This is a genomic window from Streptomyces gilvus (genome assembly GCF_022513565.1).
In the GTDB taxonomy this organism is placed as follows: Bacteria; Actinomycetota; Actinomycetes; order Streptomycetales; family Streptomycetaceae; genus Streptomyces; species Streptomyces gilvus.
On sequence record NZ_JAKWBE010000046.1, the window covers coordinates 17,549 to 40,140 of the forward strand.

Genomic DNA, 22,592 nt, shown 5'->3' on the forward strand with positions numbered 1-22,592 from the left:
ACCGTGGCAGCACTACGACCTGGGCCACGGCTACTGCATTCTGTGGAATCTGATTTGTCAAGTAGTTCAGCCTTTGCCCTGGTTGACGGCGACGATCGGTAGGAGCGTCGCGGTCGCCGGAACGCCGATCTCGCGGGGTGTCGTTCCGGCTGGCGTGGGGATGTCGACCAGTCGTTCCAGCAGCTGGTCGAGCGCGGCCTGACCGTCGTCGACGGCAGCGCGTTCCTTGTCGCTGAGCGGGACGCTCGCCAGCATGCGCTGAAGGTTGTCCTTGGCCTCCAGGAGCTGGCCCTTGCTGGAGCCCTTCGGTGTGTAGAAGTCGCAGCGAGCGCAGGCCATCCGGTGCGGGCACTGCTCGAAGAACGTGTAGGTGCAGAACCCGTGACCGAGGTCGTAGTACTGCCACGGCTCGCCCGACGCGGCCGCTCCGGAGGTGACCGCGTCCCGGTCGACCAGGACTTCGATGGTGCGGACGTTGCGCTCGAAGTACCCGGCGTCGTTGTAGGCCCTGGCCAGCGTGTTCGGGGTGATTTTGGCGTAATGCTGAGTAGCTTCTGGGCTCCGGTGACCGAGCCAGGCTTGCAGCTCGAACAGCGTCATCGGCTCCTTGGCGTTGTAGAGCTGGCTGGCGATCGTTGACCGGGCCCGGTGGCTGGTGATGTTGCCCCGGACATCGGCGGTCGGGACGCCGGCCTTGCGGCAGAGCGAGGGGATGACCGCGGTGTTGATGTAGGTGTTCGCGAGGCGTTTGGCCCGGTGCGCGAACAGGAAGTCCACCTGCTCACCCGTCTTGCGGTCCAGCATCCTCGGCTGCTGCGGCCGTGCATCCTGCCATGCCTCGATCGCCTTGCCCAGCAGGGGGTCGATGGGCTTGGTGAAGGAGGTGCCGGTCTTGTGGGTGGGGACGTCCAGCAGGCAAACGGCGTCGCGCGCCAGCACCTCGTCGGAGTCGCCGGGAATGGGGAAGCCGTCGTGCTGCCAGCGGATGCAGCCCGTGCGGAGGCGGGATATCTCGTCGCTGCGCAGGCCACCGAAGAGCCAGGTCAGGGTGACGGCGCGGATGAGTTCGATCGGGTAGCAAAGTCCGTAGGTGTTGGTCGGGAAGTCCTCGGGATCGACGTTGAGCCCGGCCCACAGCAGCTTCGCCCATATGTCGTCGGCGATCACCCGGGGGTTGGGGCCGATCAGCGCCGCGACGCTCCTGGGCGTGGCCAGTGCGCGAACGGGGTCGAAGCGGCGGGGAATCCACTCCCATTCCTGGCAGTCCCGGAAGAACGTCCTGGTCGCGGTGAGGTAGCCGGCCTTCGTGCGAGGGGACAGCGGTTTGCCGCCGCGCTTGTCGAGTCCCGCCCGGCGCTGCACGTGCTCGCCGACGGTCATCCGGTCCAGGGCCGCGACCCAGGCCGCGCAGGTCTCGCGGGTCCACTGGGCGGGTTCGACGATCTCGGGGTGCTCGGCGGCGAGCCACCGGCCCGCCTTGGCCACGATGGACCGGAACCCGCCCCTGACCTTCGGCGTGAGCGTCGAGGTGTCGTGCCAGCGCTCCACCATCGCGGCCCAGGGCTCAGGAACGCCTTCGAGGTCGGGCATCACGGCGTGGATGGGCTTGGGCGGTGGGCCGGCGTGTCCGAGGGCGGCGATCGCCCGGTGAACACCGTGGAGGTTTCCGCGCCGGGCCCCGGACGGGAGCGCAGGGCTCTCGCGGGCCCGTTGCAAGGCATCGGTGGTCATGTCCTGCAGAAGCGGGCTGCGGTTGATCAGCATGATCTGGACCAGCACGGTGCGGAACTGGCCGAAGGCGCCGTTCGAGGGGTGATAGCCCCAGCCCTGGAGGGTGGCCGCCACCTGCGCGATCGTCTCCTCGACCGGCTCTTGACCGAAGACGCGCCAGGCAAGCGAGCGGCGGATGAACCCGCCGATGCGGTGGAAGTCGGTAAAGTCGCCGAGCAGGTAGGCGAACGCGGCCACGTAGGGCCGGACCGTGCCGTCAATCCACCCTGGCCAGGCGGCCTCGAACTCCTTGTGGCCAGGGGCGATGAGGCGGACCCAGTCGTCTGCCGACCACGCCCAGAACGACGTGCCGTCCTCCAGGCAGCGCCGCAGGATCAGGCCGATGGCGTCGGTCACGGCCCGGCGATGGGCGGGCGTGTCCGGGCACCACCGAAGCACGGCTCGTGCATCGTCGAGCGGGCGGAGCAGTCGGGAGATCGCCCGCCACTCGACCCGCTCCGGGGCATAGCCCCGGCGTCGGCGAACCTCCCAACCCAGACCGGTCAGCGCCGCGCTCTCGCGTTCAGCGAGTTCGGGGCGACGGTCGTATCGGGCCGGGTCAATGGGCCAAGGCCAGGAAGGGGCCGTGGCCGTCTCGGAAGCGGCCGCCGATATCGCCGCGGTCACAGCGCGACCGTCCCGGTCGCCTGCTCGCCGAGACGGGCCAGCATCTGCACCCGCCAGCCGTGGATCTGCTCCATGCCACGGCTGAGCTTGTCGGCCAGATCCCGGCCCGACAGGTGGATGTAGGTGAGTGTGGAGTCGGTGTGCCGGTGGCCGGCGAAGGTGGCGATGGCGTGCAGTTCCCAGCCCATCCGGGCCAGGTCGGTCAAGCAGAGGTGTCGCGTGGTGTGCGTGGAGAATCGCGGGACATCGGCGGCCAATGCGATCCGGCGGACGACCTTCGACCAGGTCCACAGGCTCAGCGGCTGGGCGTGGTTGCGCCGGGACTCCGACAGGAACAGCGGGCCGCGGGCCCGGCTGATCCTGGCCCGGTGTGCGAGGTAGCCCGAGAGCAGGACGCCGGTCGGCGCGGAGTACGGGACGACGCGCTCCAGCCGGTTCTTGGTCGTCTCAGCCCGTACCCGCAGGGTTCGGTGGGCCGGGTCGAGGTCATCGGTCCGCAGCGAGCACAGCTCCTCGCGGCGCAGTGCGGCGTCATAGGCGAGAGCGAGCATGACCCGGTTGCGGACCGGCTCCGCGGCGGCGACCGCGAGGATGTCCAACCACTGCCGCTCGGTGGGTATCCACGGCAGCTTCGTGAGCCTCGGAACGAGGCCGCGCTCGTGCCCGCCACGGTGCCGGCGGCCAGGCGTGTAGCGGCCCCGGCCGACCGGGTTGGAGTCGCGCAGTCCGTCCTCCACAAGGAAGTCGTAGAACAGCCGGACCGGTACCAGGCGCTGCTGAATCGTGGCGTTGGCCAGGCCCGAGCCCGAGTCGATCGAGACCACATTCGCTCCCCGGCGGCTCGGCCGAGATGTCAACTCCCTTACATAGACGGCGATGTGTGCCCGGTTCGCGGTCAGTGGGTCGACATTCTCCCGCTCGCACATCTCCAGGTACTCGGCCAGCCCCCGGGCGTAGGCATCGATCGTCCGGGGAGCCCGACCCAGGTCGCTCCACACCTGCAACCACCCAGCGGCCTGCTCGTGCCTGCCGAGCACCGGCCACTTCTCGTCCAGCACCACCGTGCCCAACACATCTCCTCAGTCCGTGGTCGTACCGCAGGGAGATGATCTCCGCTGCGGTCAGATTCCACGTAACTGATAGCTGCACCGTACGGATCACCCGGCCGACCTCCCGGAAGGCGGCGTAGGTGGCGTTCTTCCGTGAACCGGAGCGCAGCCGCTTCAGCAGCGTGGAGGAGGAGATGGCACCTTCGCGTACGGAGACGGCCACGCGCATCAGGTGGCGGAACTGGGACTCGATCAGGTCGAAGTCGATGACGTGCTTGCCCGGCTCGCCGAACAGGGCGTCGATGTGCACGTACTCCGTGGCCTTGGAGGGCCGGTAGAAAGGTCAGTTCCTTCCAGTTCCTGATCCTGGGCATCAGGTCGAAGCCCAGCAGGTGGGTGAGCGCGAAGACAGGGAAACTCTGGCCTTGGGTATCGGCGTGCACAGTGGTCGGCTGCACCTCGCTGGTGTTCTTCAGCAGGCCCTCGATGATGTAGACGGCCTCCCAGACGCCGCATGGGATGAAGTGCGTGAACAGCGCGATGTAGGTGTCCGAGACGTGGTGGTAGGCGATGCCGCCCGGCTTGCCGTACCGGACGCTCGTCTCGGAGAGCAGGTTGTCGAGGTAGGTGTCCATGTGGGTGCCGTCCGCAGCCACCGCGGTGCCGTCGCCCCACGCCTGCGAGATGTCCAGGCGGGCGTGCGCGTTCACCAGGTCGGCGACCGCCTCGTTCAGCAGCACGATCGAGAAGTGCTTGTTGGCGACGTACGACAGCTCGTGCCCGCTCACGCCGGGGATGTGCCGGGCGGCCTCGTAGGGGCCCATGTTGGTGCCCTTGACGAACGTGACGATCACGTAGCGGCCCAAGGGGTCGGTGAGCTTGGGCTCGTTGCCGGACGGCGGGCCGAAGCGGCGCCACCACTCCACCCAGTACGCGGTCCGGGCCACGATCCCCATCAGGGACCGCTCCGGCATCCTCGCCTTGATCTCCTGCTCCAGGCGCTTCGCTGAAGGCCGCTGGCCGTCAGCGCGGAACGCCTTCAGCGACGGGATGCCCGTCTCCGGATCGATGACCAGGCCCTCGTTCTCCGGGTACCCGGCGTCCGCCGCCGCGGCAGCGCCTCGCAGCTTGTCCTCCAGCTGCCGTCGGAAGAACTTCGCGTCGAACTCGGCGCTCTCGCCCGGCTCGGCGAGGCCGACCTCCACCAGGTAGGACCCCAGCGTCTCCTGGACGACTTCCCAGTCCAGCAGTTGCTCGGACCAGTCGGCGTACTCCTCCGAGCCGACCACCGCGACGTCGCCGGTACGCAGCTCCTCGGCGAGTGCGGTGAAGACCATCGCCTCGAAGTGCTTGCGGACGAACTGCCCGGTCCGGGTCTTGTCGAGGACGGCCTTGCGCCAGTTCTGGGTGGCGAAGGAGATGTCGACCTCCTTGCCCTCCTCGTTGAAGGCGGTGATGTACTCGCCGCGGGCCGCTTGGTGACGCTGGGCGTGCGCGAGCGCGTCCAGCACCCGGCTGTCCTCGCTGGTCGCGGTGAACTTCAGGTTCTCGGCGGCGGCCAGGTCGAACGTCACTGCCCGGTCCCGGCCGATCTGCCCGTACAGCAGGACTTCCCAGAAGTTGCCGTGGTGGGCGGAGACCTTCTCGATCTGCTCGTACTGCTTGGCGAACCCGCCGAAACCCTCCACCGCCCGTGTGACCGCGCCGAGCCCGCCGGCCTGCACCATCTGCGCCTTCACCAAGGTGAGGACCGCAGGGGAGACTCGGCCCTCCAGCCGCTTCGCGACCTCGGCCACCGACGCCTCCTCGTCCAGGCCCTCCAGGGCCTGGCGGGCCTCGGCGGTCATGGCCGCGGCCTTCTCCAGCGCTTCGTGGGCCGGGCCGCCCTCGTCGATGTGCTTGAGCACGGTGCGGTAGTTCCCGATCAGGGTCTCAACGATCTCCCGCTCGGCGAGCCGGATCTCCTCCAGCTCCGCCTTGGCCTTCTTGATCTTCGTCGCCACGCGCTTGCAGAACATCGTCGCCAGGTCGTCCCGCACTCGCATCCGCGCCTTGTGCGTCAGGGCCGCGACCAGCGCGATGCGTTTGACGGGGGCGAAGTCCCGTAGCTCCGAGGCATCAGCCGCGTCGGCCTCCCCGGCGAAGTCGGTGATCTTCCCTGCGGCGACTCCGTCCATCCACACATCGGTGTCGCCGAGACCGTCCAGCCATTCCAGACGCTTGGTCAGGTTCTTGAAGTGCGACCAGGTCGGGCCCTTGGCGGGCTTCTTCAGCCGGTTGAACAGCGTCGTCCCGTCGCTGTCGCGCTCCTCCAGCAGCCGCATGAGCCCTGCCCGCTGAGCGGCGCTCATGCGGTCGTGGATGCCCGCGCGGATCGAGGCGTTCACCTCGGTGCGGATCTTCGAGGCCATCTTGTCGAAGGTCGAGAATCCCGGCAGTTCCAGCCCGGCCTCCACCACCTTCTCCAGCGCGATGTTGATTAGATCTGCTGGGCGGTTCTTCGCCGCGGCCTCCTTGCGGATCGACTGTTCGACGATCCCCCGGGCCTTTGCCTGGTCGTACGTCACGCCGACCCGCTTGCGGACCAGGCCACGGTGATGCTTGGCCGTCCTCTCCGATCGGTAGACCGGCAGAGTGCCCTCCGGCAGCTCCACCGCCCGCCGTACGAAGTCCACCACCATCACCGGGACGTCCTCCAGAGCCGGGAAACCCCATGCGCCGGTACGACTTCAACATCAGCAGCAGGGCCAGCAGATACTCATCGCAGTCCGTGGCATCGGCCGCCCACTCCAGCTCCTCGCGAGTCGGCGAGAAGAACAGATGCAGCTCGTGCGCGGTGATCAGCCGCTTGAACCGCGGATACGCGGTCCGCTCGATCGAAGTCACAACCCACCCCAGGCCCAGATGACGCTCAACATCACCACCAACGACACTGAGCCGAACGGGTGACGGGCCGGGCCCTCAGGGCTTCAAGATCATCCTGTTGCCCCTTTGACGCGTATCTCGGTCACACCCCTGGATCGCGCGGCAGTCCGCCGCTGTCGGCCCATACGGCCAGCCGCCCGACGGCATACAGAAGCCGCCGCACCTCGTAGCTGGTGGCCGGGGCGGTAGCCGCCACCGTCGCCCGTACCTGGTCGGCGACCGGCGCCCACCGCCGGTGCGGCAGCCGCGGGCGGTAGTCACGGATCCGGCCGGAGATCTCCGAGTTCAACGTCACGGCCCAAGCCCACCGGCTGGTCAAGCAGCCAGCGAAGGGGTTGAAGCCGATCTTCACGGAAAGGAGTGCATCTGCATGGTCGGAGGCATGAACCGCCGAAGGCCGCCGCGCGAGCTTGCCCGCGATCCGGAAGCCTGGCCCCACGCCCAGCTCACCGACCCCGGTGCCGTCGCCGTCCAGGCCATCGCCCGAACCCTCACGAGCATCCTGGAGACCCAGAAGCGGAGCCTGCGGCAGACCGCCGCCGGCGCCGGGGTCAACCGGCAGGCCATCGCCGACCTGCTCGCCGGACGCTGCTGGCCCGACGTCGCCACCGTCGCCCGCCTGGAGAACTTCCTTGCCGTGCCGCTGTATCCGACCTGCGGCGGAACGCATCCCGACCACTGAAAACCGGCCTTCCCGCCCCCGGGCACCAACGGCGTCCAGGAACGACGAAATAGGCCACGCACCCCCCGGGGCGAGCGCGGTTGCTCTAACCTCGGGAGAGTGCGTGAGCCACTACCAATGGGGTCCACGTCGAAGGTTTCGAAGAGGGTCCAAGCTCAACGGAACCCGTCCCCTCCTCCCCGTAACGGGAGGAGGGGACAGTTTCGGGATGGCGCTGTCGTCAGGCGGCCCCTTCCAACCCGGTCTCGTCACCGGGCCCGGACCGCGCTGCCTGCCCGGCCTCGGGTGTCCGCACGATCGCGAACACGGCGGTCTTCACCTCGGCGATCCGTCCGTGTCCGGCAAGCCGCTTGCAGGTCGCGCGGATCGTCTCCACCGCCGCCGTCCCGGACTTGCCCTCCGTCGGGCGCCCCAGAGCAGCGGTGAGATCCCTGACGTGCATCTGCTTCCCGGACGTGGCCAGCAACTGCTCGATGGCCTGCATCACCTCGCCGGACTTCGCCCCAGCCCTCTGCTTCGGCCGCGCGTTCTTGGTGCCTGCCTGCCGGCGTCCCTGCGGGGACGCAGCCGTCTCAGCTGCCGGAGCAGGGGAGTCGTCGTGCGAGGGTGGGGTGTCGCTCCCGGCCGTCTCCGAAGCGGTTTCATGCTCCTCAGCAGCGCTCGGTGCCTGGGCGAGGATCTCGTCGAGGGCACCGGCGAGCTGATCACGGGTGGTCTGGGCTTTCAGCAGATCATCCTGGACAGCCGCGAGTTCGGCCGCCAGCTCACGCTGGCGTTCCTGGAGACGGTCTGCCTTGCGGGCGTAGAAGTTCACGGCCGCACGCACCCCTGACGCCGCAGCAGCATCATCCGTGTCAGCGAAATCCATCCGCCCTCCCCAGCCAGACGACGCCTCAGGCGCATCGCCAGACATCGTAGGCAACGCCAGACGTCCCAGACAGCCAAATGGCAAACCACGTCTGGCAGTTGGCCAGACAGACTGGCCTCCGCACGGCACGGCCTCGCACCCGCGGCTGACGACTACCGCTGCCAGACGTACCGAACAGGACCGCAGCCGCACCGATGTCGCCCCGGGCCGGAATGAGTTCCCCGAAACGCATTTCGTCGTCTCCGGCAGCGGGCGGCGGCATCACCACTACGATGCCTCTCATGCATCACCTCTGTGACTGACCAGCGATCGTTCTGTGGCCCTCCGCAGGCCACGGGGCACACACGACGTCATTCCGTCGTTCGTCCCGTTCATCTTTCGGGACGTCACACTGCTGGAGTCACTGGTGTTCCTCGCTCGACGCCGCCCTCACGGAAGCCTTGTCGCGCTCCTGCGTGACAACGCCGACTTCCGACGCCTCTTCTGCGCTTCCGCTCTCAGCCTGACCGGTGACTGGTTCACTTTCGTCGCCCTGAGCAGCTTCGTCTACCGCCACACGGGCTCGCCGGGCTGGACAGCACTGCTGTTCGCCGTCAACTCCCTGCCCGGGGTCGTGCTGCTGCCGCTGATCGGACCCCTCACCGACCGGTTCGACCGGCAACGCCTGCGCATCGCGTGCGACCTGGGCGCGATCATCCCGGTCGCCGGCCTGCTGGTCGCCTTCCACATCCAGTCCGTCCCTCTGGCCCTCGGGTGCCTGGCAGGACTGTCCATCGCCGCAGCGATCGCGAGTCCCATCCCCGAGGCCGCACTGCCGAACCTCGTCACTGCCCGAGAGCTTCCACTGGCACAGACTGCTCTGGGAAGCCTCTACTCGGCGGGCCTCCTTGTGGGAGCTGGCCTGGGAGGCGTGGTCTCCGCGGCATGGGGCCCCTCGGTCACTCTCGTCATCGATGGGGCGACCTTCGCCGTCTCCGCACTCCTCATCATGAGGATCAGGCAGCCGCTCTCCAAGACGATCGCGAATCGTCGGATCCGGATGCGGGCCGATACGGCCGAACTCTGGACCTTCGTACGGACCACCTCGGTGGTCTCCGCCTTTCTGTGGCTGACCGTGGGACTGCGCCTCTGCTACGGCATGGTCGGCCTGCTGCCTGTTTACGCTCTCGACCGCTTCCACGTCGGCGACGCCGGCGTCGGTGCCCTGTATCTGGCACAAGGACTCGGCGCTGTACTGGGTCCCTTCCTCGGCCGACGACTCGTCGCCGGGTCGATGCGCCGCAGACTGAACGCCGCCGGTGCCGCCCTGGCGCTCTTCGGGATCGGCTATCTTGCCCTGGCGCAGGTCACAGCCCTCGGTCCCGGCATGGCCGCAGCTCTGATCGGCCACATCGGAGTGGGCGCCTGCGCCATCCTCGCCGTCAACGGCCTTCAGCTCGCGACCCCCGACCACATCCGCGGCCGGGTCATGGTCCTCGTCTTCGGCCTCTCCTCCGCTTTCCAAGGCGTGTCGTCTCTCGCGGTGGCACCTCTGGCCGCGTCCATCGGCATGCCCGACACCACCCGACTTCTCGCTGCACTCGCCATCGCCTGCGCAGCCGTCTGGACGGTCGGTGTAACACGCACGGGGACAGCGCGAAAGCGCGTCGAACCGGACATGTCCCACGAGGACACCCCGGACCTCGCGCACTGAGTCCTGTCAAGAACATGCCCACCTGCACCTTCGAGGGGTGGGCCGCAGACCGCAGCGGCAAGTGGAGACACCACCCTCATTTCCTGCTCTGCGTGTGACCAGCGCATATGCAGTCGCACTCACGTCCGGTGTTCGTCCGGTAACCGCACTGTGATCGCCCCCCCCTCGCGGGAGAGAGTGTTGAAGCGGCAACGGGTGTCCGGACGCACGGTGTCGCAAGGCCACGACCAGCCCCGAAGGGAGTGAATACAGTGGACGACCTCCTCCAGAAGATCGCCGCGACGATCACGAACGAGGACATCACGCAGGCGCAGGAGTCCTCCGCCGCCATGAGCGAGACGAGCGGTGACGCCAAGAAGTACCGGCTGCAGATGTTCGCCGCCGACCAGGGCTGAGCCCGAGCGGGCCGCCGCCGCAGGAAAGATCCACTCAAGAATCCCTGCGGCGGCGGCCCGCGATCGCACCCCCAACAGTAGCTGCCGCCGATGAGGCGAGGAGAGGTCATGCTGCATCTGTTCGGAGCCGAAGAAAATCTGAGGACAATCACCGCTCTCGCCTTTCCTTTCATCGGTGAGGGGCAGCCGGTGACATTCCCTGTCCTCAAGGAGGCGTACCGATCCTTCCTCCGAACTGTGCAGCCGAGCGTCCCGTCGGAAACCGGTGACGAGCCCGCTTACATCCAGGAGACGCGTCGAACCCTGGAGTACCTGGGCGTCTTCAGCGCAGACTCGGCCTTGACCGACACCCGCTACCAGTTCGGAACCGTGAACGAATCCTCGGTGGCGATAGAAACAGGTGCGCAGAAAGCGCTGGCCTGGACCCAGAAGTGCGCGGACTCGATCGCTCGGCGAGACGAAGCCTTCGCCGCGCTCTTCCCGCTGGCCATGAACGCGGTCTTCCAGGCGCCCAGCGGGATCGCCAGCGGAGGCACCACCAGCGCTGCACTCGGTGTCCTGTGGGTTGACCCGAGGGACTCGTGGGACGACCGTGATCTCGAAGAATTTCTGATACACGAACTGAACCACACGCTGATCTTCCTGGACGAGTGTCGGTTCGGACTCTTCACGTCCTACCCGGAACTCCTCAAACAGGAGAACTGGGTTACCTCCGCGATCCGCAAGACAGTCCGACCGCTGGACAAGGCGTATCACAGTGCGATTGTCGCTGCGGACGTCCTGCTCGCGCGTGAAGAAATTCTCGGGCACCCGGATTCCGCGATACTTCACCCTCTCTCGCCGGCCATGGCGCAGGGAGCCATGGAGGCCATCAGGGACATCAGCCTTCCGCCCACACGAGATCTCCTCACCCCGCACGCGCTGGAAACCCTGGACCGCTGCCGACAAGAAGTAGAGCGTCTGACGCGGAAGAACGGGTGGCCGATGGCCGTCCCGGCCGGCGAGTGAGGAGCTGGCCAGCCGTGTATTTTCTCGGAGGCGCTGCAGCCAACCTGCAGACGGTCATGGTGCTCGCCCGGCCACACCTGCCGGAGGGCGAACCGGTCAACGAGACAACCGTCGCCCGGGCCTACCGCGACTACCTCGCCGACCTTCAGCCGGGCGTCCCCAGCACCCCCACCACCGAGACATTCCTTGTGCGTGACGAATCCCAGTCCGAATTCCTGGCCGACCTGTTCGGACTGAAGGAGAGCCCGGAGAGAACCCAGGAAGACGCGGTGGCGGAAACGCCATCAATGGATGACACGAAGTCCGCTTTCTTTGGCGAAGGGCTGAAGGGGCTCGCCCAGTACGACGCGGAACTCTCCATGCTCTTCCAGATGGCCGTGAAGTCGATTTTCTCCACCCCGGCCAGTCACATCCCCGGAAGCATGACCGTACGTGCCGCGCTCGGCGTCATGTGGGTGTACCCGCTCAAAACCTGGGCGATCGAGGACCTGATCGAGGCGTATGTGCATGAACTCACGCACACGCTCGTCATGCTCGACGAGCGCCGCTTCACCCACTACCCGCACTACGACGAACTGGAATACGAAGAGAATCTCGTGAACTCTGCGATCAGGAACGAGAAACGCTCACTCTTCGCCTCCGTGCACAGTGTCTTCGTGGCGAGCGAACTTCTTCAGCTGCGAGAAGTCCATCACGGCCACCGGCTGGAGTTTCGCATACACCCGCCATCGCGGAACATGCGCGAAAAGTCGCTTGCGGCTCTCGAATCCATTCTTGCTCTCCCGAACATCGATCGCCTTGCCAGTCCCCGGCTCCGGGACCTGCTCGAAACAACAGGAAAGCAGCTGGACACCCTTCGTCCTGGCGCACTGGGATCCTGATCGAGAGAAGGTGGACAATGTTTTTTCTCCGAGGTCCCGAAGAAGGACTCCAGGACGTCGTCACACTCTCCGCTCCCTACCTCGACCGGCGCAGCGTTTCGCTTCCCGCGGTCAAGGCCGCCTACCAGACGTACCTTGCCGTTCAACAGCCCAAGGTCCCAGCGAAGACCGTGGAACACACGGAATTCGTCCGCGATGCATCATGGCGGACAGAGCTGAGCCGCTGGTTCCGCAACCCTGACGCACCTGACGCGGCAGGAGTACCGGAAGACTCTTCGGCAGTAGAACGGGCCATGGACCGAGTCGAAGAAGGATTCCGCATCCTGTGCGGGAGCGAACCCGAACTTGCCCCGCTGTTCGATCTGGTCGTCAATCAGGTATTCGTCATGACGCTCCCACAGGAACCGGGCAGCGGTTCCTCCTTCGACGGAGTCGGGCTCGTCTACGTCAACCCTCTGCCCGAGTGGAGCACGCAGGACGTCATCGAATGCCTGGTCCATGAGTTCGCCCACACGCTCCTCTACCTGGATGCCCTACGGCACACTCACCACCCTGACTACCGCCTGCTCGACATGCCGGAAAACGAGGCGGAAACCGCGATCACCGGGCGCCGTCGTTCAATCTTCTTCGCGTTCCAGAGCTTCCTCATCGCAGCCGAGATCCTCACCGTCCGACACCGGCATCCCGAAATCTGCCCCGGCGTAGGCATACACGGGTCCACTCCCGAGATCCTGGCCACCGCGAAGAGGACGTACGACCGCTGCATGGCGCATCCCAACCTCGACGCTCTCGCGACACCCCGGCTCAAGGCCCTTCTCAGCGACGCTCGCACTCGCATGCTGGAGATCGAGCAGAGCATGTAGCGGAACCCAGGGCACTGCTCGCTCGCACTCGCTGTGAGTCAACCTCATGTGAAGCCGACGGGGAACGATCTTCGACGTCACGGGGAACGATCTTCGGAGCGTATAGTCGCCGCACGTCACACGCACTCGTGAACACCCCACGCACGACTGTTCTTGAGTTCGCTCGGGAGCGGTTGACGAGATCCCGCCGATCTTCATGATCGGTCGGGATCTTCGTCGTTTCCGGGGTCTGTTCGAGCCTGTTCGGGGTGGTGGATGGCGGCGGACGCCCAGCGTGGCCGTGCCGCTGTCCGGCTTCTCCGTGTCACACGCATCGCAGCCAGCCCCGGGGTGCCGGGGCTGGCTGCGGTCGTGTTCGGTTCTTGTGGTTCAGCGGCCTGTGGTGGGTGGCGGCGGCCGTCCGGTCTGTGTGGGTGGTTCGGTCTCCCGTGGTGCTGGCGGCTGGGGGTCGGTGTTGTCGAAGACGGTGTCGGTGAGTTGGGTGCCGCTGCGCTGGCAGAGCCAGGTTTCGAGGATGTCGAGGTTTCCGGCGGTGACCAGGATGGCGACGAGGAGCGTCTGGGCTGCCTGGCCCGGTGCCGGGCGGTGTTTCGGGTTGCCGATGTCGATCTCTTCGCCCTTGAGGCGCCCGTGGATGCCCTCGTTGTGCGAGCGGATGGGTTTGTAGGCGGCGATCCAGTCGTCGGACAGGTAGTGGCTGTCCTGCCGGAACTTGGCGGTCTTGAGGTCGCCGGAGGCGTCGGCGGGGACGGTGATGTCGGACTTGCTGCTGACACGGGGCAGTTCGTCCGCCGGTGGCGGGGTGAGCCATTCGTCCTGGGGGAGCTGGACGGTTGGTCGGGCGGAGGGGTGTGCGGCGCGTTTGCGGCTGTCGCTGAAGTCGACCGTTGCAGAGGGCGGGCCCGGGGTGCGGGGTGTGCGGGGGCGGAGCCGGTCGCGGCGTGCGCAGTTTACCGACGGCGAGGGTCCGGCGGCAGGGCATTGGAGGCGGATGGCGCCGCGTGCGTCGGGTCCTTGTTTGGTCTTGAGGTAGTGCGGCTCGCGGGCGGTGATGTGCTCGGTGAGCTGCTGGTTGTCGTGGATTTCGCGTACGGCTTTGTCGTCCAGGCCGCGGGTGGCCTGCACGAGTGCGGCGGGCATGTGAGGGCAGGCGAGGGAGCCGTCGACGAGCAGGGCGCCCTGCCAGCTGCCCTGCTGACCGCGGTCATTGACCTTGTAGTCGAGGGCGAGTCGGTAGCCGAGGCGGCGTACGGGGATCTGAAAGTTCTCAGGAGAGCACCCGGTGTAGGCGCGGTCGGCCGCGCAGGTGCCCACCGGCAGGCCGAGGCCGCCGAGTTCCTCCAGGGCGAGGACGGCGTTGCGGCCGGTGCGGACGGTGGGGGTGTCCAGGACCGGGCCGACGCACATCTGCGGGTAGGCCGTCGGCTTGCCCGCGGGCTCGCCGGGGCGGCGGCGGTGCGCGGCGACGGCGAACGTGGCGCTGTAGCCGAAGGTGCCTTCGTCGGAGCCCCCCCTGAAGTGCCAGCCTGCGGTGATCTCCACCGACGCGGTCTGGGACCGTTCGCTGGCGTGGCGGGCGAGGACCGGGATGGCGGTGGCGTCCACGCCGAGGTCCCCGCGCCAGCCGCGCAGGTGGCCCCGGACCTGGGCAGATCGGACCGGGGCCAGGACCAGTTGGTTGGCCAGCTGCTGGAGCCGTTCGGCGGCTTGCCGGCCGGCGGGGACGTTCCAGGCCGTCCGCGCAGGCGTCGGCGGTCTTCTGGGCAGGCGGGAGCGGCGGTCGCGGCGGGCGGGGGCGAGGATGGTGAGGCCGACCTTGAAGTCCTCGATCCTGGTGATCTTTCCGGGGCGGATGCGGGGTCGCAGGGCGCGTGCGGCCGTCTCGTCCGCCGCGGGGCGGGGGGGCTATGCAGAGATCGCTGCTACACCACTCGGCGGGACGCCATCGACCAGTCAATGGCAGTTCGAGGTAACGATCGGGCAGGTGGACGGATGCCTGAGTCGCCCTCGCCTGGAGGTTTCGTCAATGCGGTCGCGTCTTCTGGAGACCGGACGGACCATCCCTCCAGAACCACCACGGAACTCACGAACAATTCATTTGGTCCCGGCGGCGTCGACAAGGAGCGGCAGGAGGACTTGGTCGACGATGCGGGTGATGCCGTCGGCATGGAGAGGTGCGCCGAGGAGTGATTCGTGTCCGAGCATGAGCGCGATGGCGGACGCGATTTCGAGGCGATCGGGCGCCAGGATGCGCTCAACGCGTTCGGAGGTGAGTTCCCCGCGATGGTGGGCCCGGTTAAGGCACGCGGCGATGCCGTCGCGTTGCGCGGCGACGTATCGTGCGCGGAGGATCGCGGTGATCTGTGGGTGTGTGGGGGTGGTGGCGGCGAGAACGGTGGTGAGGCGCTGCGCTCTGGGTTGTCCGCAGGCGCTGGTTCCCACGAGAGTGAGGATCAGGTCATCACGGAGAGTGGCGGCATCGGTGACACTTTGGGGTGGGTCAGGAAGCAGGAGGCTTTCCAGCGCGTCTGCGACGAGGTCTTCGCGCGAGGCCCAGCGTCGGTAGACGGTGGCTTTGGCGACGCCGGCACGTAGAGCGACGGCGTTCATGGTGAGGTTGGCATAGCCGTGCTCCGTGAGGAGGTCCAAGACGGCTTCGATGATGCTTGCGTCGCGCGCGGTGTCGCGCGCAGGGCCGTAAGAGGCGCTGGGGCGCTGTCGTCCGGAGGTACTGGTCTTCCTGCTCACACCCTAGACTGTATCGTATCGAGTTGCGTGTCTGCGGTACGCCCAGTCGGTGGCGAGGATGGAGAGCGCTCCCGGCGAGGGGCTATCTGAATGATCTTGGGATTCGCGGGCAGGAGCCGGGCATCCGTGAGGGCGGGGCTCGGTACGCGCCGCGACCCACGACTGCGCCGGCGGCGGCCCGGCGTCGAGATGTTCGCGCCAGGGCACGGCGACCCGCGTCCGGTCGGATCCTCTCGACCCGTAAAGAGCCCGCGGGTATCGCCCAGCAGGAGATTCCACCTGCCACCACGTAGCGGATCGCATCCAGCAGTTGGCGGTGGCAGTAGACCTCGGGCCGCCCGTGCGGCCAGGACGGTCCTGTCCGGCTGATCAGCAGCATTGTTGTGCGCGTGCTGATGCGCCCCTCCAAGCAGGTAGGCGCCGGCGCCGAGGGTGATCCGAGGGCATGGCGACGGATCGGGCAGTGCTGCAGAACGTACACTCGATACCACGACGTCTCGATACGGTACAGTTTCGGGTTAGGTAAGAACGCGAGATCAGAACCATCGAAGGAGACCCCCATGTCCCGACTGGGCTCCGTTCCGCTGTCCGTCCTGGATCTGGCGACCGTCAGTTCCGGCAGCACCGACGCCGAGGCCGTCAACCGCTCCGTCTCACTCGCACAGCACGTCGAGGGACTGGGATACCAGCGGTTCTGGACCGCCGAGCACCACAACATCCCGTCGGTGGCCAGCAGCGCGCCCGACCTCCTGGCGCTGCGCGTGGCGGACGCCACCTCGACCATCCGGGTCGGCGCGGGAGGGGTGATGCTGCCCAACCACTCCCCACTCCAAGTCGCGGAGCGCTATCTCACTCTGGAGGCATTCCACCCAGGCCGCATCGACCTCGGGCTCGGCCGCGCACCGGGCACCGACCGGCGCACCGCGCACGCCGTGCGCCGCTCGGAGGCCCTCGACTTCGGGAGCCAGATCGACGAACTGACCGGCTTTCTGGACGGTGCCCTGCCGCCCGGGCACCGTTACGAGGGGATACGGGCCCTGCCTCAGGGGCCGAGCCGGCCGACGCTGTGGCTCCTGGGGTCCAGCCTGGCGAGCGCGTCCCTCGCGGCAGCCCGGGGAGAGCGGTATGTCTTCGCCGCGCACCTTGCTCCCCACCTCGCAGGGGTGGCCGTGCAGCACTACCGGGAGCAGTTCCGGCCCAGCGCCGCTCTGCAGCAGCCGTACGCCATCGCCTCCGCCACGGTGATCGCCGCCGAGGACGACATGCAGGCCGACCGGCTGGCCGGCTCCAGCGCCCTGGGCTTCGTCCGCACAGCGACGGGGCGGCCGCAGCCGATACCGAGCCCGGAGGAGGTGGACGCGCACCGCTGGACCGACCAGGAGCGCGCCGTCGGTCAGTCCTACCTCCAGGGGCAGATCATCGGGGGTCCGAAGACGGTCGAGGCCGGGCTGAGCGACCTGCTCGAAACCACGGGCGCCGACGAACTCATGATCACCGCGACCGTGCACTCCGCCGACGACCACCGGCGGAGCTTCGAGATCATCGCCGAGGCCGCGGCGGGCACGAAGGCGTCCCGCTGATGGGTGCCCTTGAAGAGCTGGCGATCCCCGCGCGTCCCGTACTGACCCCGTCGACGATCGTCTCCGTCACGGCCGGGTTGCGTCAGCCGTCGTCCACCCGGCTGCTCACGGACCGTCTCACCGAGGCCGTGACTTCCCAACTCGCTTCAGTCGGCGTTGAATCGAGTGCCCGCACGATCGAACTGCGCGACTACGCCCACGACATCGTCGACATGTTGCTGACCGGCCGCACCAGCGCGTCGCTCACCGAGGCGATCACGGCGGTCAACGGTGCGCATGCCCTGATCGCCGTGACTCCGGTGTTCACAGCGTCGTATTCGGGCCTGTTCAAGTCGTTCGTCGACATTCTCGGCAAGGAGTCCCTCGTCGACAAGCCCGTGCTGCTGGGCGCTACCGGGGGCTCGTCGAGGCACCAGCTGGCGCTGGAGTACGCACTGCGGCCGCTCTTCGCCCACCTGCGCGCCGACACCGTCCCCACGGCCGTGTTCGCCGCCCCCGAGGACTGGGGCCCCGAGGGCGAGGACCGGCTGGCGGCACGAATCGGCCGGGCGGCCGACGAGTTGGGCTCCCGCCTGCACAGCCGCGCCGGGCTGCGGCACACCCACTGACCACTGCCACGCAAAGGAACACGACATGAACTCCAGTACCCCACAGCGCTCGATGATCCTCGGCGCCCAGGTCATGAACTACGGCTCCGCCGAGGCGGCCTGGCGCTGGCCCGGCAGCGATTCCCGGACCTACCTGAACCCGGACACCTGGGCCGAGACGGCTCACGTGGCCGAAAGCGGCAAGTTCCACTTCCTGTTCATCGCCGACCACGCTGCCGTCCGCGAGGACCTGACCCACCAGAAGCCCTCGGCCACGATCGACCCGATCGTGGTGGTCAGCCATGTGATCGACCACACGGAGCGCATCGGCGTCGTGCTCACGCAGTCGACGACCTTCAACTTCCCTTACACCGTGGCCCGTCAGCTCAAGGCTCTCGACCTGCTCAGCGGCGGTCGGATCGGCTGGAACGCAGTCACCACCAATGACCCGACCATCGCCGCGAACTTCGGCGTCCCCGTCGCCGACCGGGCCACCCGGTACGAGCGGGCGCACGAGTTCGTGCAGCTCGTGCAGGCCCTGTGGGGAAGCTGGGGGCCCGACGCGCTCAAGCTCGACACGGAGGCCGGGGTGTTCGCCGACGCCTCCGAGATCCGCCCGATCGACCTCGGCGGCCGGCATGTCGCCTCGCGAGGCCCGCTGCCCATCCCGCCCTCACCACAGGGGCAGCCGATCCTATTCCAGGCGGGCGGCGGTGCCGAGGCCCTCGCCTTCGCCGCCAGGTACGCCTCCGGGGTCTACTCCATGGCGACCGACATCGAGACCGGGCGTGAACACCGCCGTGCCCTCCAGGACGCGGCCACGCGGGCAGGCCGGGCGCCCGAGGACGTCAAGCTCTTCATGGGGGCCTTCACGACCGTCGCGGACAGCACGGAAGAGGCGCTGGCCCGCCGCGAGGCCCTGCTACGCCTGTCAGCGACACCCCTGTCCACGAAGGTGCGGCAGCTGTCGGCCCTCGTGGGTCTCGACATCCCGGCGAGCGGGCTCCGCGAACCGCTTCCCGCGCAGGACCGCGCCCTCCTGCGCCCGGCGCCCTACCAGCTGCACTCCAAGAAGGCCGTGCGCCTGCTGGAGGAGGGGCGCTCCCCCTACGAGGTCATCCTGCGGGGAATCACCGACTTCCACACCACGTTCCTCGGCAGCCCTGAGGAGATCGCGGACGAGATGCAGGAGCTCTTCGAGGCCGATGCCTGCGACGGCTTCGTCATCACCCCCGATGTGGTGAGCGACGGCCTGCCCGCCTTTGCGGAGAAGGTCGTCCCGGTTCTTCAGCGCCGCGGGCTCTTCCACGAGGACTACGAATCCGCCACGCTCCGTGGGCACTTCGGCGCCCCGCACCAGTACGGCCGAGACATCGCGGGGGCGGGCTGCGGCACGAAGTGGAACGCGTGACCGAGCCCGCTCAGTTGAACGGAGAGCTTTTACGGGGTGTGTGACCTGCACTTCAACGAAAAGACCACGTCCGTTTCCGCCATGCCACCAAGAGCCGACAGCCACGACCTGCTGGCGGACCACCCGAGCGTCACCATTCCCCTCGGTCGACCCGGGCCCAGAGATCGACCGGGGACAGCCCGGCGGGCGCGGCCGTCATGGTCGAGCAATCGGGCCGGCTTTGTTCACGAGACAGCAGATATACAGCATTTTCGACAGCACGCGGACAGAGGCGCTGTTCGCATGTGAAGCCGGTGGGGAACGATCTTCGACGTCACGGGGAATGATCTTCAGGGCTTCTTGTCGCCGCACGTCACACTCACTCGTGAACACCCGGTCGAGGCCGGTCGCGTGCTGATTCTGGACACCGTCTTGTGGGCGCCGTCCGACAACGGGCAGCGGGGCATGCTCGGCACCGCCACGGCCACCGTCGCATTCCGCCCCGACTCCGTCGAGCGCCCGGAGCTGCGCTACATGCTCACGAGCGCACAGGTGCGGGCCCTGGACGAACACCGCTCTGGCGACCTGCGCCTGGAGATCGAGGTCCGCGCCACCCTGCCCCAGGCGACCTCGTACCCGGGTGCCTCGGCGACGCTGTACATCTCAGTCGCCGAGAGCCGCTGGCGCCAGCAGATGGAGGGCCTCGGTCCGTCCCTCGCCGTCGAGATGTCCGTGCCCTTCCCCGCGGACGACGAAGGGCGCCAGGAAGCCGTCGGCTACCTGCGGGAGGCCCAGCGCCGGCTGCGGGACGACGACATCGACGGCGCCATGCTCGAAGCGCGTCGCACGCTGGAGTACATCAAGGTCAACAGCGGCTGGTCCTGGCCCGGCAGCAAGCCGGCCCGCGAGCGCACCCCGGAGGAACGCTGGGCCTGGATCCGGGCCGCGATCGAGGACCAGGCGAGCGGCGCGCTCCACAAGGACGCCGTCACCAAGACGTTCACGTACAGCCGTGCCGAGGCGGAGACGATGATCGCGATGGCGGCCGCGCTGCTGCGCCTGCTTGGCTGACCCCGCCCCACCCGGTCCCGGGCCCCCGGGAGAACGGTCTCCTGGGGCTCACGGTCGTCAGCGGTGATAGAGAGGGCGCGAGCGGGGCGTTGTCAGTGCCGATGGCGATGATGGCCGCATGACGATCACGATGCAGAATTTTGCGCTCACCTGGACCGACCCGGACGGCACCCCGCGCTCCTCCGCTGTCGCCTATGACAAGCCGAGCGCTGGCAGACGCAAGCAAGGACTCGAGGACGCTGGTTGCCGCGACGTGCAGATCGTGGAGACCAAGCCGGGTCAGCTGCCCGAAGCGGTGGCATGACTCCTGCCCCCGGGCGGAGATCTCAACGTCTCTCCTGGACCGAGCCTGGGTTCAGGCTCGCTCGGTCCACTCTTTGAGCGTGTCGGCGAGGGCCCGTATGTCCATGTCCCCGGCCGTCACCTGCTCGGCTAGGTCGGCCGCCTCCTTTGCGGTGAACCGTGCCGTCCTGCCGCTGGCGTGTAGGTAGCCGGCCGCGACGGTGATGCCGAACAGGGCGTTGCTGTGCTCCAGCGCCGGGACGCGGCACAGCGAGTGGAACAGCGCGGCGGCGCGGTGGTGGGGCTGGTCGTAGATGAGGTCGTCCATCACGCGGAAGCAGTGCCTGGCGCGGGCGGCCTCCAGGGCTCCCCAGTCCGTCACGTCCGGGTCGCCGAGCTGGGTGCGGGCAAGCTCCAGCAGCCACGGAAGATCAATGGTCAGGTCCACTGCGGCAGGCCCGCCCTCACGCAGCGGTAGCGCTGGGCCCGGGCTGCGGTCCGAACCGGCTGGCGAACTCCTCGCGCATTCCCGGCGTGGCCAGGAACTCGGCGCAGCCCTGAAGGAACCGCGCCTTGTTCAGGCCGTCGGCCAGGACGCGGCCGGCGTACACGTCCGGGTCCTCGTGCCGCTGGTGCGCCTCGCGCTTCAGCTGCTCGTACTGCTCGTCATCGATCTCGATGCGGATTTCCCTGGCCATGCCCCCACGGTAGCCGGACCCGGTCGCTGAGGGGAGGGATGAGCGGAGTGCTCTCCCATGAGGAATGAGTCCGCGACGGCGGCCGCGGCGGTCCCGGCAACGGATCTCGCCTGCCGACCGCGGTCGGATGCGGGAGTACAGCCCGGTCCCGCCGCAGTGGGCGGGTGTGCTATACGCCGGCGGACTGTCGTGCTACGGCTTTCCGCCCCCTCACTCAGCCGTCAACGCAAGGCGAGCGCCTAGCACTTGAGGTGACGTCTACTGTCGGGAGCCCCAGTAGTATGAATCCCGCCTCACCAGACCCTCCCTTGAACTCCGCGTTGGGGGACGCGAGTTCACAGACCACCGGGACCCGGACCGCGGGTGCCGGACGGAGGGAAAGGTGAGGTGGTGGTGCGATGTCCGACCTGGACAAGCACGGCAGGAAGAAGTGGACCGGCCCTGAGAAGTGGCAGGTCATCCTGTCCGCGCTGAGCTTCGGGGTGGCGGCCATCGCCCTGGTGGGACAGTTCGCTCAGTACTTCTGAGTGCCCACCCGAGGACCCGGTCGGACCGGCAGCTGCATGCAGCGAGCCCGGTCGGCATCTACTCGACCGGGCTCGTCAACTGCGTGAAGGCCTAGTTCTGGTTCCCGCCGGAGCTAGGCCCTTCGTGCTTTACACCCCTTCCGGGGCGAGACTTCATCGAGCTCTAGTTACTTCTAGTCTGCTCGACTTAGCTCGTACGACAATCTCTCACGTCATCGGATTCGATGCCAACATCCGCGATCGTTGTCGGAGTACCTTCTCGCTACGTCCTCCGTACGTTCTCGCAGCAGTCTCGCAACACTCTGGCTTCGCGTGGAAACCATCTCTGTGAGCCGTTGGGTGTTCTCCGGCGTTCGCCGATCTTGTCGTCGAGGGTGTTCCTTGCCTGAGATCCGTCTCGAGTAAGCACGTCCGCGATTACTTCGACGTTCGCCGGCGCCGTATCGGTCACGCCGCAGGAGATCTGGGATGCCTGGATGCCGTGTCCGTACCCCGCCGACTTCACGACTCGGCTCAAGACTTCCGCGCGATCACCGTTGAGAACGGTAGAAGCGGCCACTGACATCAGTCGCTCCGCAAGTCCGCTTGGTACGCGTCGCCCCTGGGATGAGACTGAGGGGCCGCTCAGCGATCAGGGGTGAGGTACCTAGTCACGCGGTTGACCGCGCTGCTGGAACTCGTGTAGGTCCCGGCTGCTCATGGGTGCAGGGTCAGGCCACGATCCCCGGCTGGTGTCGGCTACGGAAGTGTCCCGGGTGGCAAAGACATCGGCGAGCAGCGGGATGCGGTCGCGGGCTTCACGGAGGGCCTTGAGGAACGGGTCACCGGCGGCTGCCTCGACGCGTGCATCGTCGCCCGGCTCGAAGGGCGGCACCTGGGATCCGGTCTCCACGCGAGGGACGGTACCAGCGGGCCCGGCTCCTGCCGACCGCGTTCAGGCAAGAAGAA

21 protein-coding genes and 2 pseudogenes are annotated in these 22,592 nt (G+C 67.7%); 12 read left to right on the top strand and 11 right to left on the bottom strand.

From position 1 onward, the window contains the following. Nucleotides 1–66 precede the first annotated feature (66 nt). The 5 genes and pseudogenes from MKW14_RS38655 to MKW14_RS38670 form a co-directional block, all read right to left on the bottom strand. Entirely contained in the window at nucleotides 67–2,127 is a 2,061-nt protein-coding gene (locus MKW14_RS38655) for a tyrosine-type recombinase/integrase (RefSeq protein ID WP_240871150.1), read from the bottom strand. A gap of 266 nt (nucleotides 2,128–2,393) precedes the next feature. Then, entirely contained in the window at nucleotides 2,394–3,221 is an 828-nt protein-coding gene (locus MKW14_RS38660; protein WP_374116659.1) for a tyrosine-type recombinase/integrase, read from the bottom strand. A gap of 376 nt (nucleotides 3,222–3,597) precedes the next feature. Next, nucleotides 3,598–3,756, bottom strand: a pseudogene (locus MKW14_RS41740) (Tn3 family transposase); the annotation flags it as partial. Between the two features lie 34 nt (nucleotides 3,757–3,790). Then, nucleotides 3,791–6,145, bottom strand: a pseudogene (locus MKW14_RS38665) (Tn3 family transposase); the annotation flags it as partial. A 308-nt stretch (nucleotides 6,146–6,453) separates the two neighbouring features. After that, nucleotides 6,454–6,666, bottom strand: coding sequence for a hypothetical protein (locus MKW14_RS38670; protein WP_240871154.1), 213 nt, complete (start codon nucleotides 6,664–6,666; stop codon nucleotides 6,454–6,456). A gap of 87 nt (nucleotides 6,667–6,753) precedes the next feature. Here MKW14_RS38670 and MKW14_RS38675 point away from each other — a divergent pair, with 87 nt between their 5' ends. After that, the gene (locus tag MKW14_RS38675; protein WP_240871155.1) at nucleotides 6,754–7,053 is read left to right on the top strand and encodes a helix-turn-helix domain-containing protein; all 300 of its coding nucleotides are present in this window, start codon (nucleotides 6,754–6,756) and stop codon (nucleotides 7,051–7,053) included. 220 nt (nucleotides 7,054–7,273) lie between these two features. Here MKW14_RS38675 and MKW14_RS38680 read toward each other — a convergent pair whose 3' ends face one another. Next, a complete protein-coding gene (locus MKW14_RS38680) occupies nucleotides 7,274–7,867 on the bottom strand; it encodes a hypothetical protein (RefSeq protein WP_240871157.1) in 594 nt (197 codons plus the stop codon). Between the two features lie 460 nt (nucleotides 7,868–8,327). On the opposite strand from MKW14_RS38680, the gene MKW14_RS38685 reads away from it, so the two are divergent. The 5 genes from MKW14_RS38685 (at nucleotide 8,328) to MKW14_RS38705 (ending at nucleotide 12,761) form a co-directional block, all read left to right on the top strand. Beyond that, entirely contained in the window at nucleotides 8,328–9,614 is a 1,287-nt protein-coding gene (locus MKW14_RS38685; protein WP_240871158.1) for an MFS transporter, read from the top strand. 251 nt (nucleotides 9,615–9,865) lie between these two features. After that, a complete protein-coding gene (locus MKW14_RS38690) occupies nucleotides 9,866–10,009 on the top strand; it encodes a hypothetical protein (RefSeq protein WP_172629058.1) in 144 nt (47 codons plus the stop codon). 108 nt (nucleotides 10,010–10,117) lie between these two features. After that, nucleotides 10,118–11,017 (top strand): aKG-HExxH-type peptide beta-hydroxylase, encoded by a 900-nt coding sequence (locus tag MKW14_RS38695; RefSeq protein WP_240871160.1) that lies wholly within the window; start codon nucleotides 10,118–10,120, stop codon nucleotides 11,015–11,017. 14 nt (nucleotides 11,018–11,031) lie between these two features. Then, on the top strand, nucleotides 11,032–11,898 hold the full coding sequence (locus tag MKW14_RS38700; protein WP_240871162.1) for an aKG-HExxH-type peptide beta-hydroxylase: 867 nt from the start codon (nucleotides 11,032–11,034) through the stop codon (nucleotides 11,896–11,898). A gap of 17 nt (nucleotides 11,899–11,915) precedes the next feature. Next, a complete protein-coding gene (locus MKW14_RS38705; RefSeq protein ID WP_240871163.1) occupies nucleotides 11,916–12,761 on the top strand; it encodes a hypothetical protein in 846 nt (281 codons plus the stop codon). A gap of 369 nt (nucleotides 12,762–13,130) precedes the next feature. On the opposite strand, the gene MKW14_RS38710 is transcribed toward MKW14_RS38705, so the two are convergent. After that, nucleotides 13,131–14,366: a hypothetical protein gene (locus tag MKW14_RS38710; protein WP_240871165.1), complete on the bottom strand. Its 1,236-nt coding sequence runs from the start codon at nucleotides 14,364–14,366 to the stop codon at nucleotides 13,131–13,133. A gap of 489 nt (nucleotides 14,367–14,855) precedes the next feature. Further along, a complete protein-coding gene (locus tag MKW14_RS38715; protein WP_240871166.1) occupies nucleotides 14,856–15,509 on the bottom strand; it encodes a TetR/AcrR family transcriptional regulator in 654 nt (217 codons plus the stop codon). Between the two features lie 560 nt (nucleotides 15,510–16,069). Between MKW14_RS38715 and MKW14_RS38720 the strand changes: the two genes are divergently transcribed. From MKW14_RS38720 to MKW14_RS38740, 5 genes are all read left to right on the top strand, one after another. Then, a complete protein-coding gene (locus MKW14_RS38720; RefSeq protein ID WP_240871168.1) occupies nucleotides 16,070–17,089 on the top strand; it encodes an LLM class flavin-dependent oxidoreductase in 1,020 nt (339 codons plus the stop codon). Beyond that, nucleotides 17,089–17,697, top strand: coding sequence for a CE1759 family FMN reductase (locus MKW14_RS38725; RefSeq protein WP_240871170.1), 609 nt, complete (start codon nucleotides 17,089–17,091; stop codon nucleotides 17,695–17,697). The genes MKW14_RS38720 and MKW14_RS38725 overlap by 1 nt, the downstream gene beginning before the upstream one ends. A 25-nt stretch (nucleotides 17,698–17,722) precedes the next feature. After that, complete coding sequence (locus MKW14_RS38730) at nucleotides 17,723–19,087, top strand: NtaA/DmoA family FMN-dependent monooxygenase (protein WP_240871171.1); 1,365 nt, start codon at nucleotides 17,723–17,725, stop codon at nucleotides 19,085–19,087. A 390-nt stretch (nucleotides 19,088–19,477) separates the two neighbouring features. After that, nucleotides 19,478–20,137 (top strand): hypothetical protein, encoded by a 660-nt coding sequence (locus MKW14_RS38735; protein WP_240871172.1) that lies wholly within the window; start codon nucleotides 19,478–19,480, stop codon nucleotides 20,135–20,137. Nucleotides 20,138–20,255: 118 nt separating this feature from the next. After that, nucleotides 20,256–20,441, top strand: a complete 186-nt coding sequence (locus tag MKW14_RS38740; protein ID WP_058928898.1) for a DUF8636 domain-containing protein — start codon at nucleotides 20,256–20,258, stop codon at nucleotides 20,439–20,441. A 51-nt stretch (nucleotides 20,442–20,492) separates the two neighbouring features. Here the strand turns inward: MKW14_RS38740 and MKW14_RS38745 are convergent, their stop codons facing one another. Both MKW14_RS38745 and MKW14_RS38750 read right to left on the bottom strand, forming a co-directional pair. Then, the gene (locus MKW14_RS38745; RefSeq protein WP_240871174.1) at nucleotides 20,493–20,867 is read right to left on the bottom strand and encodes a fic family toxin-antitoxin system, toxin component; all 375 of its coding nucleotides are present in this window, start codon (nucleotides 20,865–20,867) and stop codon (nucleotides 20,493–20,495) included. Nucleotides 20,868–20,883: 16 nt separating this feature from the next. Further along, nucleotides 20,884–21,117, bottom strand: coding sequence for a hypothetical protein (locus MKW14_RS38750; protein WP_240871176.1), 234 nt, complete (start codon nucleotides 21,115–21,117; stop codon nucleotides 20,884–20,886). A 398-nt stretch (nucleotides 21,118–21,515) separates the two neighbouring features. Between MKW14_RS38750 and MKW14_RS41145 the strand changes: the two genes are divergently transcribed. Then, nucleotides 21,516–21,644, top strand: coding sequence for a hypothetical protein (locus tag MKW14_RS41145; RefSeq protein WP_275297652.1), 129 nt, complete (start codon nucleotides 21,516–21,518; stop codon nucleotides 21,642–21,644). Nucleotides 21,645–22,290: 646 nt separating this feature from the next. On the opposite strand, the gene MKW14_RS38755 is transcribed toward MKW14_RS41145, so the two are convergent. After that, nucleotides 22,291–22,536 (bottom strand): hypothetical protein, encoded by a 246-nt coding sequence (locus MKW14_RS38755; RefSeq protein ID WP_240871178.1) that lies wholly within the window; start codon nucleotides 22,534–22,536, stop codon nucleotides 22,291–22,293. Nucleotides 22,537–22,592: the final 56 nt, after the last annotated feature.